General features: G+C 69.2%; 15 protein-coding genes. All 15 read left to right on the top strand.

Annotated elements, in window-relative coordinates; genetic code table 11:
- Positions 1 to 89: 89 nt before the first annotated feature.
- The 15 genes from ACFVU3_RS00480 (at position 90) to ACFVU3_RS00410 (ending at position 15,280) form a co-directional block, all read left to right on the top strand.
- Positions 90 to 368, top strand: a complete 279-nt coding sequence (locus ACFVU3_RS00480; protein WP_390062385.1) for a hypothetical protein — start codon at positions 90 to 92, stop codon at positions 366 to 368.
- Positions 352 to 1,824: a terminase gene (locus ACFVU3_RS00475; RefSeq protein ID WP_390062991.1), complete on the top strand. Its 1,473-nt coding sequence runs from the start codon at positions 352 to 354 to the stop codon at positions 1,822 to 1,824. Before ACFVU3_RS00480 ends, ACFVU3_RS00475 begins: the two co-directional genes overlap by 17 nt.
- Positions 1,821 to 1,982 carry a hypothetical protein gene (locus tag ACFVU3_RS00470; protein ID WP_390062383.1) on the top strand — a complete coding sequence of 54 codons (162 nt, stop codon included), beginning with the start codon at positions 1,821 to 1,823 and terminating at the stop codon, positions 1,980 to 1,982. Before ACFVU3_RS00475 ends, ACFVU3_RS00470 begins: the two co-directional genes overlap by 4 nt.
- Positions 1,979 to 3,307, top strand: a complete 1,329-nt coding sequence (locus tag ACFVU3_RS00465; RefSeq protein WP_390062382.1) for a phage portal protein — start codon at positions 1,979 to 1,981, stop codon at positions 3,305 to 3,307. Before ACFVU3_RS00470 ends, ACFVU3_RS00465 begins: the two co-directional genes overlap by 4 nt.
- Positions 3,279 to 4,058, top strand: a complete 780-nt coding sequence (locus tag ACFVU3_RS00460; RefSeq protein ID WP_390062380.1) for an HK97 family phage prohead protease — start codon at positions 3,279 to 3,281, stop codon at positions 4,056 to 4,058. The genes ACFVU3_RS00465 and ACFVU3_RS00460 overlap by 29 nt, the downstream gene beginning before the upstream one ends.
- A 68-nt stretch (positions 4,059 to 4,126) precedes the next feature.
- Complete coding sequence (locus ACFVU3_RS00455; RefSeq protein ID WP_390062379.1) at positions 4,127 to 5,371, top strand: phage major capsid protein; 1,245 nt, start codon at positions 4,127 to 4,129, stop codon at positions 5,369 to 5,371.
- Between the two features lie 62 nt (positions 5,372 to 5,433).
- A complete protein-coding gene (locus ACFVU3_RS00450) occupies positions 5,434 to 5,628 on the top strand; it encodes a hypothetical protein (RefSeq protein ID WP_390062377.1) in 195 nt (64 codons plus the stop codon).
- Positions 5,629 to 5,638: 10 nt separating this feature from the next.
- Positions 5,639 to 6,190 carry a head-tail connector protein gene (locus ACFVU3_RS00445; RefSeq protein WP_390062375.1) on the top strand — a complete coding sequence of 184 codons (552 nt, stop codon included), beginning with the start codon at positions 5,639 to 5,641 and terminating at the stop codon, positions 6,188 to 6,190.
- Positions 6,190 to 6,660, top strand: a complete 471-nt coding sequence (locus ACFVU3_RS00440) for a hypothetical protein (protein ID WP_390062989.1) — start codon at positions 6,190 to 6,192, stop codon at positions 6,658 to 6,660. The genes ACFVU3_RS00445 and ACFVU3_RS00440 overlap by 1 nt, the downstream gene beginning before the upstream one ends.
- Before the next feature lie 16 nt (positions 6,661 to 6,676).
- Complete coding sequence (locus ACFVU3_RS00435; protein WP_390062374.1) at positions 6,677 to 6,871, top strand: hypothetical protein; 195 nt, start codon at positions 6,677 to 6,679, stop codon at positions 6,869 to 6,871.
- 1 nt (position 6,872) lies between these two features.
- The gene (locus ACFVU3_RS00430; RefSeq protein ID WP_390062372.1) at positions 6,873 to 7,859 is read left to right on the top strand and encodes a phage tail tube protein; all 987 of its coding nucleotides are present in this window, start codon (positions 6,873 to 6,875) and stop codon (positions 7,857 to 7,859) included.
- Positions 7,860 to 7,902: 43 nt separating this feature from the next.
- Entirely contained in the window at positions 7,903 to 8,415 is a 513-nt protein-coding gene (locus tag ACFVU3_RS00425) for a hypothetical protein (RefSeq protein WP_390062371.1), read from the top strand.
- A gap of 8 nt (positions 8,416 to 8,423) precedes the next feature.
- A complete protein-coding gene (locus tag ACFVU3_RS00420) occupies positions 8,424 to 8,972 on the top strand; it encodes a hypothetical protein (protein ID WP_390062369.1) in 549 nt (182 codons plus the stop codon).
- Between the two features lie 72 nt (positions 8,973 to 9,044).
- Positions 9,045 to 12,905 carry a hypothetical protein gene (locus ACFVU3_RS00415; RefSeq protein ID WP_390062367.1) on the top strand — a complete coding sequence of 1,287 codons (3,861 nt, stop codon included), beginning with the start codon at positions 9,045 to 9,047 and terminating at the stop codon, positions 12,903 to 12,905.
- Positions 12,902 to 15,280 (top strand): hypothetical protein, encoded by a 2,379-nt coding sequence (locus tag ACFVU3_RS00410; protein ID WP_390062366.1) that lies wholly within the window; start codon positions 12,902 to 12,904, stop codon positions 15,278 to 15,280. The genes ACFVU3_RS00415 and ACFVU3_RS00410 overlap by 4 nt, the downstream gene beginning before the upstream one ends.
- Positions 15,281 to 15,285: the final 5 nt, after the last annotated feature.

The following is a 15,285-nucleotide window of genomic DNA, read 5'->3' as shown; positions in this document are numbered from 1 at the left end:
GGGGCCTATCGCTAATCACCCCGGTCCTACCTTCCGGGTAAATAGCGACTCTCTGTAACCGTCACTTTGAGTCACACCCGGGGGTGATCATGACGACCAACGTCGAAGCGACCCAAGCCGAGATCGATCAACTCCGCGTCGGCGACTTGGCCCCTGGCCTGGCGCGACTCGCTCTCTCGCTTGCTGCGGCGGTTGACAACCCGGGCAACGTGACCGCTCAGTCGAACGCCGCGCGGGAGCTACGCACCGTACTGGAGGGGCTGCGAAAGCTGGCCCCGGTCGCCGAGTCGAAGGACTGGGTCGACGAGCTGGCTGCGAGGAAGCAGCAGCAGAGGGAGGGCGGCCTTGTCCGTGCTCGCCGAGCCTGAGCTGCGGGGCGTCCAGACGCCTCGCCTGCACGTCGCACCGCCCGTCTTCGCGTCGTCGGCGGCCCAGGAGGCCGTAGAGCTGGCGGCAGAAGCGGGCCTGGAGCTGTTCCCGTGGCAGCAGCACGTCCTCGACGTCGGCATGCGCGAGCGCGCCGACGGTCAGTGGGCGGCGTTCGAGGTCGCGGTGAACGTCCCTCGCCAGAACGGCAAGGGCGGGGTGATCGAAGCCAGGGAGCTGGCCGGGCTGTTCCTGCTGGGCGAGCGGCTGATTATCCACTCGGCGCACGAGTTCAAGACGTCCCGGGTCGCGTTCGAACGGATCCGCTCTCTCATCCTTGGGCACCCTGACCTGCGGAAACGTGTCAAGCGGGTGTTGAGCAACACGACCGAGACGTCCATCGAGCTGGTCACTGGGCAGAAGCTGGCGTTCCTGGCCCGCTCCGGCGGCAGTGGCCGCGGCTTTACCGGGGACTGCAACATCCTCGACGAAGACATGATCCTCGGCGACGACGCCATGGGCGCGCTCATGCCGACCATGTCGGCGGTCCCGAACCCTCAGCTCTGGTACCTGGGCAGCGCCGGCATCGGTGCCCCGTCCGTTCAGCTGGGCCGCCTCAGACGCCGCGCGCTGGCCGCCAGAGAGGCCGGCGTGCCGGACCCCAGCTTGGCGTACTTCGAGTGGTCGGTGGACCCGCACGCGGACGAGTGCCGGCCTGACTGTACGGAGCACGACAGCCCTGATGACCCCGCGGCGTGGGCGAAGGCGAACCCTTCCCTGGGCTACCTGATCAGCGGCGAGTTCGTCCGCAACGAGCGGGCGTCGCTCGGCACCTCCGGGATCTTCGAGCGGGAGCGGCTCGGCGTGGGTGACTACCCGAGCGACGAGGCGGACACCTGGCAGGTCATCGGCGAGGACGCGTGGCGGTCCCTGGCAGACCCGAAGTCGCAGCCTGAGGGCGAACTGTCCATGGCGATCGACGCGACCCCTGAGCGGGACCAGGCAGCCATTGCCGTAGCGGGCTCGTGGCGGGGCGGTACGCACGTCGAGGTCATCGCGCACCAGCCCGGTATGGGCTGGGTCGTGGAGAAGGCCAGGAGCCTGCACGAGCGGCACAAGCCGCGGTGCTGGGTGGTGGACGCAGGCGGCCCGGCCGGGTCTCTGATCCAGGATCTGGCCGACGAACTGGGCGTGGAGATCGTGCAGCCCAAGCCGCGGCAGATCGCTGACGCTACCGGGCAGTTCTACGACGCGGTCATCGAGCAGGGCGTGAGCCACCTGGACCAGCCGCCGCTCGCTGTGGCCCTGGCAGGGGCGCAGAAGCGGCCTCTGGGGGATGCGTGGGCTTGGGCTCGCCGCGGGGTGGGTGTGGACATCTCTCCGCTGGTGGCGGTGACGCTGGCCCGTTGGGGGCTCGGGGCTGAGGTCGAGGACGAGAGGGCGCCGATCCTGTGGTGAGACTGCTGTGGGCCGTCGAGGTCCTGTTTGTGCTGGTGGCCCTGGTGGGGGTCGCCATGGTGCATGTGCCGGCCGCGCTGATGCTGGCTGGGGTGCTCGGTGTGGTGGCCGTCGAACGGGCGCAGAACGAGCGGGAGAAGGGCGGTGATGGCGGGTGAGTCTCTTCGGTCTCTTCCGTCAGCAGCGGTCCCTGGAGAACCCGACGGTGCCGCTGACGGACTCGTCGCTGCTGGAGTGGATGGGTGGTCAGCCGACTCAGGCCGGGGTGTCGGTGTCGGAGACGTCAGCACTGCACATGCCGGCGGTGTGGCGGTCGGTGGCGGTGATTGCTGGTGTGTCGGCGGCGCTGCCGCTGCATACGTACCGGACGGGCACGAAGGACAAGGTCGACTCGGCCCTGTTGGCGGATCCGCATCCGGAGCTGACGCCGCTGGAGCTGTGGCGGTTGACGTATGTACACCGCGTGCTGTGGGGCAACGGGTACGTGCAGAAGCTGCGGGCGCCGTCTGGTCAGGTGAAGGAGCTGTGGGCGGTCTCTCCGGACCGGGTGCAGGTGGGCCGAGAGAAGCCGTCTGAGGGGAACCCATCGGGCAAGTGGTTCTGGGTGACGGACGACTGGGGCAAGGTCTGGCGGCTGAGCCCCCGGGACATCATGCACATCCCCGGGCTCGGCTACGACGGCCTGACGGGCTGCTCGCCGGTCCGGGCCGCGGCCCAGGGCATCGGCCTGGCGCAGGCGGCGGAGACGGGCGCTGCGCGGCTCTTCGGGGCTGGGAACCTGGTGTCGGGCGTGCTGCAGACCGAGCAGCGGCTGACGCAGGAGCAGGCACAGGCGCTGAAGTCGCGCTGGCAGGCGAAGATGTCCGGGATCCAGAACAGCCACAACGTGGCCGTGCTGGACGCCGGCGCCTCGTTCCAGCCGGTGACGATGCCGCTGAAGGACTCCCAGTTCCTGGAGTCCCGCGAGTTCCAGGTCGCCGAGGTGGCCAGGATGTTCGGTGTCCCCCTCTTCCTGCTGATGGAGTCGAGCAAGTCCACATCGTGGGGAACCGGCCTGGAGCAGCAGGCGCAGGGCTGGGTCACGTTCGACCTGGGCCCGACCTGGATCTCGCCGACCGAGCAGCGGATCACGAAGGAGCTGCTGCCCACCGGGGAGTACGCGCACTACGCCCTGCAGGGCCTGATGCGCGGCGACAGCGCGGCCAGGGCCACGTTCTACCGGGCGATGCGGGACATCGGCGCTTTCAACGCGAACGACATCCGGGCGCTCGAAGACCTGCCGCCGATTGGGCCCGAGGGCGACATCTACCTGCAGCCGACGTACATGGCCCCGCTCGGGGTCAACCCGCTGGCCGACGACGGTGGCGCTCCTGCTGCTGCTCGTGCTGCGGCTCTCATGGCTGAGGCGCAGCGGCTGCTGGCTGAGGCTGCCGATCAGGAAGGGAGGGGCGAGGATGCCCACGAAGACCATGGTCGGGGCTGAGCGGCGACGCCTGTCCCTGACCGATGCCGGCCTCACTGTCCGCGCTGACGACGACGGGGGCGGCGCCCGGTTCGCCGGGTACGCCTCCGTCTTCAACTCGCGGACGGCGATCGGGAACCCGCTGCGGTGGGGCTTCTACGAGGAGATCGCCCCGGGCGCCTTCTCGAAGACCCTGTCCGAGGGTGACGCGCGGATGCTGATCGACCACGACTCGTACTACGTGGTGTCGCGGTCGTCAGCCGGAACGCTGTCCCTGTCGGAGGACGAGCGCGGCCTCGCGGTCGACTCGGCCCTCGACACGGAACTGTCGTACGTGCGGGACCTGAAGGCGAACCTGCGGAACGGCAACGTCACCGGCATGTCGTTCGGGTTCTACGTCATCAAGGACGAGTGGAACTCCGAGACCATCGAGGTCGAAGGCGCCGACCCGGTCGACGTGGACGTCCGGGTGATCCGCGAGGTCCGCCTCATCGAGGTGTCCGCCGTCACCTTCCCCGCCTACCCCGAGACCGAGGCCGAGCTGAAGGCCGTAGCCCGCGCCCTCGACCACCGCGGCGACCCCGCCGCCGTCGAGGCCCGCGCCCGCTTCCGGCCCGAGCTGCTCGACCTCGTGCACATCGACCGCGAGCCGGGGGAACCCACTCGCGCCCAGGCGGACCCTGCTGAGCCGGCCGTGTCCACTCAGCGCCCTGGTCTGCCGATCTCGATGCGCATGAACGCGCTGGCCGCCCGCTACGGGCTCCCGCGCTAGCAACACCTACCAATCCCTGTCAGCCCCTACGCGGGGCTGTCTGGCGTGCCGTGAAAGGACACACCGCCATGAGCACTCTGCTCACCCGCGCGCTGGAGCAGCGCGCTAACACCTGGTCCCAGATGCAGGAGATCCGGGCCACCGCCGAGCGCGAGAACCGCGACCTGACCGCCGAGGAGCGGCAGGCGTGGGACCGCGCCGAGGCCGACCTCACCGCGGCGTCCGAGGACGTCGAGCGCATGGAGCGCATGGCCCGCCTCGACACCGTCCAGCGCGACCAGCTCGTCGTCGCCGACGGGCCCCCGGCCGAGGACCGCAGCAACGCGGACCCGGAGGCGGCTTACCGCGGCGCGTTCGGCCAGTACGTGCGCGGCGGCATGAGCGGCCTCGACAACGAGCAGCGGCAGCTGCTCATGTCCAACATGTCCGAGGTCCGCGCCCAGGCCACCTCCCCCGGCAGCGCCGGCGGCTACTTCATCCCGACCGACACGCTCCAGCGGATCACCGAGACGATGAAGGCGTACGGCGGCATCCTCGGCCTCGCCAACGTCCTCAACACCACGTCCGGCAACCCGCTGAACTGGCCGTCGAACGACGACACCGCGAACGTCGGCGCGATCCTCGCGGAGAACTCGCAGATCACCGAGCAGGACCTCACCCTGGGGCAGAAGACCCTCGGCGCGTTCACCTACACCTCGAAGCTCGTCCGCGTCTCTCTGCAGCTGCTGCAGGACTCCGCGTTCGACATCGACACGTGGCTGCCGCGCAAGCTCGGTGAGCGGATCGGCCGGGCGGTCGCCGCGCACCTCGCCACCGGCGTCGGCACGACCCAGCCCGAGGGCCTGTTCACCAACGCGACCGCGGGCAAGACCGGCACGACCGGTCAGACCACGTCGATCATCTACGACGACCTGATCGACCTGATCCACTCCGTCGACCCGGCCTACCGCCAGTCGCCGTCCACCCGGTTCGTCATGTCGGACTCGGCGCTGAAGATGGTCCGCAAGCTGAAGGACGGCAACAGCCTGCCGCTGTGGCAGCCGTCCACGCAGATCGGCGTCCCCGACACCCTCCTCGGCTACGGCGTCACCGTGGACAACGGGGTGCCCGTCCCGGCGGCCAACGCCAAGTCGATCGGCTTCGGCGACGTGAACGCCGCCTACGTCGTGCGGCAGGTCTCCGGCGGCCAGCTCATGCGGCTGGAGGAGCGGTACGCCGACTACCTGCAGGTCGGCTTCTTCGGCTTCATGCGTCTGGACGCGAAGCCGGATGACACCAGCGCGTTCCGCGTCTACGCCCACTCGGCGACCTGATCCCTACCCATCCTGCCGCGGTCCCCGAGAAGGGGTCCGCGGCCTGTTGAGAGGAGGCGCCGGTGGCGCGCATCCGAGTACTGCAGCCCGTCGCCGGCGTCGACTTCTCGTGGGCCCCGGGCGACGTGGTGGACCTCGACGACGAGGCGGCAGCGGCGTGGGCGGACGGTGTCCGCGCCGAGGCCGTGGAGGAGTCGGAGACCACGGCGGCCCGGTCCCGGCGGGGCGGTCGGGCGCCGAAGGCCGAGACCCGGTAGGAGGTGGGCTGTGGCCCTGCTGACGCTGGCTGAGGCCAAGGCCCAGCTGAGCATCACGACGACGACCAGCGACACAGAGCTGGAGGCGTACATCGAGGCGATCACCTCGGCGATCGAGGGCATCGTCGGCCCGGTCGAGAACCGCACGGTCATCGAGTTGGTCGAGGCCCGCGGGCCGACGATGACGCTGCTGCAGGCGCCGGTCGTCTCGCTCACCAGCTTCGTGCCGGTCCGGGACGGCGGGACGGCGCTCGACGTGGCCGGCCTGTACCTGTACGGGGCGATCGGCGAGGTGCGGCGGAAGAACGGCAGCTCGTTCTGCGGCGGGCCCTGGACAGCCACGTACACGGCCGGCCGGGGCACGGTCCCCGCCACCATCAACCTCGCGGCGCGGATCTTCCTGCAGCACCTATGGCGCACCCAGTACGGGTCAGCCCGTGGCGCTGCATCGTCGGCAGACGACTACGACGTGAACGAGCCAGTCATCGGTTACGGCTACGCGGTCCCGAACCGCGTGCTGGAACTGCTGGAGTCGTTCAAGAGCGGCCCGGGGGTGGCGTGATGGTGACTTCCCGGGTCCCGGCCGCGGTCGCGGCTCTCCTCGACATTCTGCGCGCGGCGCCGTCCCTCGCCGAGGTGCACATCGAGGACGGCCCGACCGCGGTCAACCACACCGACCTCGATCGGATCTACGTCGGCTGGCAGCCGAACGCGGATGCTGCGGTCGCGTTGCAGCAGGACTTCAACGCGGCGGGCGCCAGGACGCGGGACGAGTCCTTCACCATCGCCTGCTACGTCGAGTCCCGGTCGGGCGATACCGACATGGCGGCGCGGCGTGAGCGGGCCTTCGAGATCGTCGCCGTGGTCGAGGACGCGCTGCGGGCCACGAATGCGGCGCCGACAGCGCCCACCCTGAACGGCACCGTTCTGTGGGCCCATCTCACTGCGGGTGACCTGTACCAGCAGCAGAGCGCTAACGGGGCCGTGGTGGGTCTGGACTTCCAGGTCTCTTGCTTCGCCCGTCTCAACTAACCCTAGGAGTACAGCGATGGCGCGTGTGCGCTTCATCGGCAGCGAGCCGGTCCACGTGCCGGAGCTCGGTGGCCGTGAGATCCAGCCGGATCAGGTGGTGGAGGTTCCGGACGACAGGTTCGAGGGCTACGTCTGCCAGACGAAGTGGGAGCCGGTCGAGGAGCCCGGCTCGAAGAAGATCGCGGCCAAGTCCGCAGTGAAGGAGGCGTGACATGGCGATCGGTTCTGGTCTCGGCGCTCAGATCGGTATCGCGGCTGAGGTGACCTACGGCACCTACGTGGCGCCGACGACGTTCCCGGAGTTCACGAAGCACTCGCTGGCGCTGAAGAAGACGACCGCGCAGAGCCAGGGCATCGCGGCCAACCGGCTCATGGCGCTGTCGTCGCGGCGTGTGGTGACGCAGCGGGAGGTGTCCGGCTCCATCGACCTGGAGGTCGCCAACAAGGGCATGGGGCTCCTGCTGCAGGCCCTGATGGGGACGACGGTGACGCCGGTCCAGCAGGGTGTGACGACGGCGTACCTGCAGACCCACACCCTGGCCGACACCTGGGGCAAGTCCCTGTCGATCCAGGCCGGCATCCCGATGACGACCGGCGTCGTCACGGACAAGTCGTTCACCGGCTGCAAGGTGATCTCGGCGGAGTTCTCGTGCGAGGTCGGCGGCATGCTGACGTCGACGTACGAGATCGACGGTCGGGACTGCTCTGAGGCTCAACCCCTGGCGGTCGCGTCCTACACGCCCGCGGCCCCGTTCCACTTCGGGCAGATGGGCCTGAAGACGGGCGCGTTCGGTGCTGAGACGGCCCTCGATGGCGTCCGCAAGGTCACCGTGAAGGTGGAGCGCCCGCAGGCCGTGGACCGCTTCTACGCGAACCAGTCCGCCCTGAAGTCGCAGCCGATCTCGAACGATCTGGTGAAGGTGACCGGGTCGCTGGAGATGGACTACGTCGCGACCACGGTCGACGACCTCCACACCACCGACGGGGCGACCAGCCTGGTGTGGGAGTTCATCGGTCCGAACATCGCGTCGACGTACGACGAGACGTTCCGTCTCACGCTGCCCGCGATCAAGGTGGACGACGCGCCACCGACCGTCGACGGATACGCCGTGGTCCGGCCCACCTTCAACTTCCAGGCCCTGTACGACGGCACCAACCCGGTGGCCATCGAGTACATGAGCACCGATAGCTCTCTCTGAGCGCGGCAAGGGTCCGTATAGCGACCTGTAGCGGAGGTACACCATGGCCGTCGGCAACGTGCAGATCACGGGAACCGGTCAGCTCATCGACCTGTCCCGCCGCCTGCGCGCGGCCGGCGGCCCGCGGCTCCGCAACAACTTCGCCCGCCGGATCCGTCGGGCGGCTGAGCCGATGCATGCGGACCTGCAGTCGGCGATCCGCAACGTGAACATCACCTCGCCCGGACGGGGGCAGGGGAAGCGGGGCGGCCCGTCGCCGACGACTCGTCCGCTTCGGGCGACGATCGCGGAGGCCATCCGCATCAGCGTCCGTACCGGCGCCAACCCTGGCGCCCGAGTGTGGGTCGACAAGTCTCTGTTGCCGTCTGACCTGCGGAGCATGGCCTCCGCGATCAACGAGGGTCGGATCCGTCACCCGGTCTACGGGAACCGGCGCCGCTGGGCCACCCAGTGGGCGTCTCCGCCGTGGTGGGACACCACGGTTCGCAGGCACACCCCCCGGATGCGTGCCGAGGTCGAGAGGGTCCTCGGTGACGTACGCCGCACCATCACCTAGGAGTACCAGTGATCATCGTCCACACCCCGAGTGACGGCCCGGTCGAGCACTTCGACATCAAGACGATCCGCGCCGGCGAGGCCACGAAGATCACCGGCATGCTGGCGGAGAAGGCGTCGTGGCCGCAGGTGAAGCAGCTGCTGAGCGACGACCATCCGGACGCCATGCGGGTGGTCGCTTTCGTCATCAAGTGCCGGAACGAGCCGGGCCTGCGGATCGCCGACTTCGACCCGCTCGTCGCGGAGCTCGGTGTGCGCTTCGACCGCGAGGAGACCGACGCCTGGGGGGAGACCGCCGCCCACTTCGCGGCGGTCTTCGAGGGGCCGGAGGAACAGCTGCGGGCTGAACTGTCCCTGATCCTCGACCTGGCCGCCGATCAGGACTACGCGCGCGAGGTCATCGACCGGGTCGTCGCGGGAAAATTCCCGCCCGTCCTCGACGAGTCGAGTTCCGGAAGTCCCGGGTCGACGACCGCACCGTTGGTGAGCTCCGAGCCCAGTACCTCGGACTCTTCGCCCACCTCCTCCACATCGATGGAGTCCGTCTCGACGACCTGATGGTCGAGGACTTCCTGGCCTACGTGATGTGGATCGAGCAGCACCTGGCCCAGCAGCAAAGTGGAGGAACCGATGGCGTCTGAGCGGCTGACCTTCACCCTCGATGGCCGGGATGACCTGTCCCGGGTCCTCGGTCACGCTGGGGAGTCGGCGCAGCGTCTGCAGCGCACCATGGAGGACGCTGCGGACGGGTCGGGGCAGGCGATCCTCACCCTGACCCGGGACGCCGACGGCCGGCTGCGCGACATGGAGGGCCGTTTCGTCTCTGCCGGGGACGCTGCGGCCCTCATGGGCACTCGGGTGGAGGAGGGCGCCCGGTCGGTGACGACGTGGGCGGACGCCGCGGACCGAGCTGGCAAGGCCGGCGAGGAGCTGAAGAAGTCCCTGTTGACGCTGGCGCCGGCCGTCCTGCCGATGGCTGCGTCGATCGCTCCTCTCGCCGCATCCGCCCTGGCTGCTGGTGCTGGCATCGGCGTCTTCGGCCTGGCCGTGAAGAAGCAGATCACGGCCATGGGCGAGGCCGTGACGGCGGAGCAGAAGTACAACGACGCCGTCGAGGCGTCTGGGCGCCGGTCGGCTGAGGCCGTCAAGGCCCAGATGGCCTACGCGAAGCAGATGGCCCAGCTGCCGCCGGCTACCCGCGAGGCCGCGGCGGCGCTGTCGGTGATGAAGGACAGCTACGCGGACTGGTCGGACTCGCTCGCGAAGGACACGACCGGCCCGTTGGTCAAGGGCATGGCCACCCTGCAGGGCATCTTCCCCAAGCTCACGCCTACGGTGAAGGGTGCGGCTGAGCAGCTGGACCGCCTCATGACCCTGGCGGCCGGCGGTGTTGCGTCGCCCGGGTTCGACGGGTTCATGGACAAGGTCGACCGCTGGTCGACGGGTGCGCTGACCCGCGCCACGGACGGGCTGATCAGGCTGCTCCGTACCGCCGAGGGCGGCCAGGTCAGCGGTGGGCTGGCCGAGTTCATGGCGTTCGCCCGCGAGCAGGGGCCTGCCGTGTCCGCGACGCTCCAGGACGTCGGCCGTGCGCTGCTGCACATCCTCGACGCTGGCGCCGAGGTCGGTGTCGGCATGCTGTCTGTGGTCCAGGCGCTCGCACAGCTGGTGGCCGCGGTGCCGCCGGAGCTCATCACGACGCTGCTGCAGCTGGCTATCGCGATCCGGGCTGTGACTCTTGCGGCTGCTGGTGCTGCTGCGGCGCGGGCGGCGGTGGCTGCGCTGGGGACGTCGCTGGTGGCGATGCGGGTGGCGGCTGCTGCGGCGCCGGGTCCGTTGGCTGCTGCGGGTGCGGCGATCATGACGCTGTCGCGGACGGCGCGTCTGGCGCTGCTCGGTACTGGTATCGGTGTCCTGGCGCTGGTGATCGGCGAGATCGCGTCGGCGGGCGAAGAGGCGCCGATCGACGTCGACAAGATGACCAGCTCGCTGGCCAAGCTCGGCGACACGGGCAAGCTGACCGGCACCGCGCTCCAGGAGTTCGGCGCCGGCTTCGGCGACCTGGGCAAGACGATCGGGCAGGTCATCGACCCGTCGGTCATGGAGTCCGTCGACAACTGGCTCGCGGACCTGCCTGGCGGGCTGTTCAACGCGGGTGAGGCGACCGAGAAGTTCACGGCGCAGTCGGATGCGATCGACAAGAGCCTCGCGTCCCTCGTCAGCGGCGGCAAGGCGGACCTCGCGGCGGCGGCGCTCAAGCGGATGCTCGACAGCATGGACGCCGAGAAGGCGGCCAAGCTTCGCAGCAGTCTCGATGAGTACGACGACGCCCTCGGAAACGCCGCGTTCGAGGCGAAACTTGCAGCGGATGCGCAGGGGCTTTTCGGGGCTCAGGCTCAGGCGACGCAGGCAAAGCTGGATGAGCAGAAGGCTTCGGCCGATGGGCTGCGGCAGGCGATCTTTGCCCTCAACGAGGTCAACCGGGCCGCCAGTGGCGCGATGTCCGGCTTCGAGGCCAGCATCGACGCGGCGTCCAAGGCCGCATCTGACAACGGGCGGAGCCTGAAGGTCGTCAATGGCGAGCTTGATCTTGGAAGCGAGAAGGCCCGTGACAACGAGGCTGCGCTCCGAGACCTGGCAGCAAAAACGGAGGCAGCGGCTGCCGCAGCCTTGGAGCAGGGCAAGTCTCAGGGGCACGCCAACGGCATCCTGGACCGTGGTCATGGTGAGCTTGTCAAGGTCGCTATGCAGATGGGCCTCAACCGGGAGGAAGCCCGCCGACTGGCTGATCAGATCCTGAAGACCCCCGACAAAACGGCCAAGCTCAAGGGGAACATCGAGGACCTCGAAGCGAAGCTGAGCAGCGCAAAGACTCAGCTCGGCAAGGTCCCCGATGGGCGGAAGGCCAAGGTTCGGGCTGACATCTCCCAGCTTGAGGGCCAGCTGTCTGCGGCGCGGATGAAGTTGGACGCCCTCGACGGGAAAGTGTCCACGACCTACGTCCGTACCGTCTTCTCTTCCGACCGCGTCGTCTCCCCTGAGGGCCACAACGGTCCGGGCGGGTTCCCGAAGTACGCCCGCGGCACGGACAGCGCCGAGTCTGGCTGGGCGCTGGTGGGCGAGGAGGGCCCCGAGCTCGTCAGGATGAAGGGCGGCGAGCAGGTCTTCGACCATGTGACGTCGAAGAAGATGGCCCGCTCGATGTCCGACTTCCCGGGGCTGGTGCTCGGTCGGCAGGTCGGGGCTGGTCTGGCGTCGGGGATGCTGCAGTCCGTCGGCGACATCGGCGGTGCGGCCCGGCTGATGGCGGCCGGCGTGGATACCGGGATTCGGGCCGAGCTGGAGATCGCCTCTCCGTCGCGGAAGACCCGGCGTTCGGGGCGCGAGGCCGGGCGTGGCGTGGTCAAGGGTCTCGACGACATGAAGCCGAAGCTGGCGCAGAACGTCAAGGCCCTGATGGACGACCTCAAGGCTGGCATCGTCCGCGGCCTGACTGGCTCCCGGTCGCAGATCCAGGCCACCGCGGCTGATCTCAACAAGGACATCTGGAAAGCCTTCTCGGGGCAGCGGACCAACAGGGACTCCGACCTGGTCCGCTTCGTCAACCGGGAGCACGACAAGCTCCAGAAGAAGGCGGCGGAGCGGGACAAGCTGCGGGCACGGCTGTCATCGGCGCAGGACCTGCTGAAGAACCGGGTGGACGAGCAGGCCCGGTTCCGGGCGGACCTCAAGTCGAGGGCGCAGGATTCGGCGTCGCTGTCGAGTCTCGGCCTGGAGCGGCAGGAGGTGACGGCAGGCACGATCCGCGGCGGACTGCAGGCCAAGCTGGGCCAGCTGCGGCAGTTCAACGGCTACATCAATCGGCTGGCGAAGCGCGGGCTCCACAAGTCACTGTTGCGGCAGATCCTGGCGATGGGGCCGGAGGCTGGTCTGCCGTATGCGGCAGCTCTACTCGGCATGACGAACCAGGACTTCTCGCAGGTCAACAGCATGCAGAAGCAGATTGACACGGAGTCTGAAAGCCTTGCTCGGGCTGGGGCTAAGACGATGTACGACGCCGGCGTGCAGAGCGCGCTGGGCCTGGTCGAGGGGCTGAAGAGCCAGCAGAAGCGGGTCGAGGACCAGATGGTTGTGATCGCCAAGGGCATGGAGAAGGCGATCAAGAAGGCCCTCGGCATCAACTCGCCTTCCCGTGTCGGCTGGGCTGTCGGCGCCAACTTCGGCCAGTCCAACGCCGGTGGCGTGCTGTCAACCCTGCCGGTTGTCGGCCGCGCGGTGGATGCGGTCGCGGAGCGGATGGCGGGGATCCGGCCGATACCTGGGCGGCCGGTCGCCGGGGTCGGCGCCGGGCCGACGGCTGCGGCGCCCATCATCGCGAACATCACGATCACCGATGCCATGGACCCCGTGCGGGTCGGTCAGGAGGTTCACCGGGTGCTGCTCAAGCTGAAGCGGACGAACGGGATCAACGTCGAGCTGGGGGTGGCATGACCAGGCTGACGGTTCAGGCGGGGTTCGGGTATGCGGCGACTGACGGCTTCGACATCGTGTGGACGGACCTCACGCCGTGGGTCAAGGTCGCGGGTGGTGGGAAGGTGTCCATCACCCGCGGTGCGTCGGACGAGCGGGCGGAGACGCAGACCGGGACGCTGTCCCTGCAGCTGACGAACGCGGACGGGCGTTTCACGCCGGGGTCGGCAGCCTCGCCGTACTACCCGAACGTCCGCCGCAACACCCCGATCCGGGTGCTGAGCACCGTCCTCGGCGGGATCAACTACCTGTCCGATCCGGGGTTCACGGTGAACGACAACGGCTGGGACGGCATCGACGGGGACGAGCCGGACCTGGTCATGCTGGACACGACGCACGTCCGTTCCGGCACCTACGCCATGCGGCTCGGCTGGCGGCCGGCCGGGACGGGCGGGGTGATGGCGTGTCCGCTGTACGGGCTGAGCATCGGCGTCCCGTACACGGCGAGCGTCTACGTGTGGGTGCCGGCCGGTGACCCGGCGGTCCGCCTGGACGTGGACGGGGCGACGGTCGGCGCCGCGTCCACCCTCACCGACCAGTGGCAGCGGATCTCCGTCACGTGGACGACCACGTCGGCGTCGCACGTGCTGCGGTTCACGACGACCACGACGTCGCCGGTGGTGGGCGACACGGTGTGGATGGACGAGGCGCAGGTCGAGGAGGGCTCCACGCCGACGGCCTGGTCGTCGACTCCGGCAACCCATCACCCTCGGTTCTTCGGGGTGGTCGGGTCCTGGCCGATGTCGTGGGAGGGCCTGCACTCCACGGTGCAGATCACGGCGAGCGACATGCTCAAGTGGCCGAGCAGGCGGCCGGCGCTGGGGCCGATGCTGGTGGAGGAGATCCAGGGCGATGAGGCCCAGCTCTACTACCCGCTGTCCGAGCCGGAGACCAGCGTCTCGGGCGGGGACCAGTCGGGCCTGTCCCGGCCGTCACTCGTCATCCGCCAGTCCGGCGCCGGCGGGACGCTGACGTTCGGCACAGGGACGGGCCCGCCGTCGGACGAACTGCCGACGCCAACGTTCACCCCGGCATCGGCCGGGGCAGGCAAGTCACTGCAGTGCCTGATCGCACCGTTGCTGACAGCCTCCGGATCCAGCGGACCCCCCATCCCCGGCGACCTGGTGCTGGAGTGCTGGTTCTCCACCAGCACGGCGGGCCGCTGCATCATGCAGTGGTCGTCAGGCGGCGGCGCCGCCTTCGAGAACGGCATCAGGTTCCTGCTGGACTCAGCCACCGGCCGGCTGCAGGTCGTCGAGTACATCTCCGGCGGCTCGTCCACCACGACTGTCACGGCGACCACCCCGAACCTGGCCGACGGGCAGCCGCATCACCTGGTGTGGGACGAGGCTGGACACGACATCTGGGTCGACGGCGTCCAGTACGCGGTCGGCACCGGCATCTGGCAGGACCGGCTGATCCTCACCGTGGGATCGACGGCCGGCGATCCGGCCTACCCGGGCACCAACGGCGGCCTGCACTGGTCGGGCACCATCAGCCACGTCGCTGCCTACGTCCGTCTCGGCGGCTGGCCGGCGGTCTCCGAGATCGTCGAGCACTACGCCGCGGGCATGACCGGGCACGCAGGCGAGTCGTCGTGGATCCGCATGTACCGGCTCGGCGGGTACGCCCGGATACCCGAGGTCCTCCCGCAGGGCCTGTTCTCGGCGGTCGCGTCTCAGGGGACACTCGGGTCGTCGCCGCTGTCGCACATGCGGGACGTCGAGCGGACCGAGGACGGCAGGCTCTTCGCCTCGCGGGAGTCCGCCAGCCTGATCTTCCAGTCCCGCACGGTCCGCTACAACCCGACGTCTCTGGTGACCCTGGAGTATGCCGACCTGGAGACGCCGGGCGTGGAGTTCTCGGCGGACGATCAAAAGCAGATCAACCTGGTCACGGCCAGCCGCCCGGGCGGGGCGACGCAGCGTATCCAGGACCCGGCGTCGATCGCCCGGGACGGCATCTACGAACAGCAGCTCGACGTCCTCAAGACCAGCGACGAGCAGGTCGTGGACGCAGCCACGTGGCTGGTCCTCAGGTACGCCGATCCGCAGCCGGAGATGCGGCAACTGCCCGTCGAGGCATCCACCCTGTCGGTCGCCGCCTATCGGGCGCTCCTCACAGCGGACATCTCCAGCGTCATCACGGTGACGGGGCTGCCTGACCAGGCGCCGTCGCCGACGGTGACCGCGATGGTCGAGGGCTACACCGAGCGGATCAGCGAGAACCAGCACGTCCTCGACTTCCACACCTCGCGGGCGGACGTGTCCAGCGTGTGGGTCCTCGACGACCCCACCTACTCGGTCCTCGGCACCACCACCCGCCTCGCCTACTGAGAGGA

The sequence above is a fragment of the Streptomyces sp. NPDC058052 genome, from assembly GCF_042885515.1.
Classification (GTDB): Bacteria; Actinomycetota; Actinomycetes; order Streptomycetales; family Streptomycetaceae; genus Streptomyces.
The sequence above is the reverse complement of the archived record's forward strand: the minus strand, read 5'-3'. Positions and strand labels throughout refer to the sequence as shown.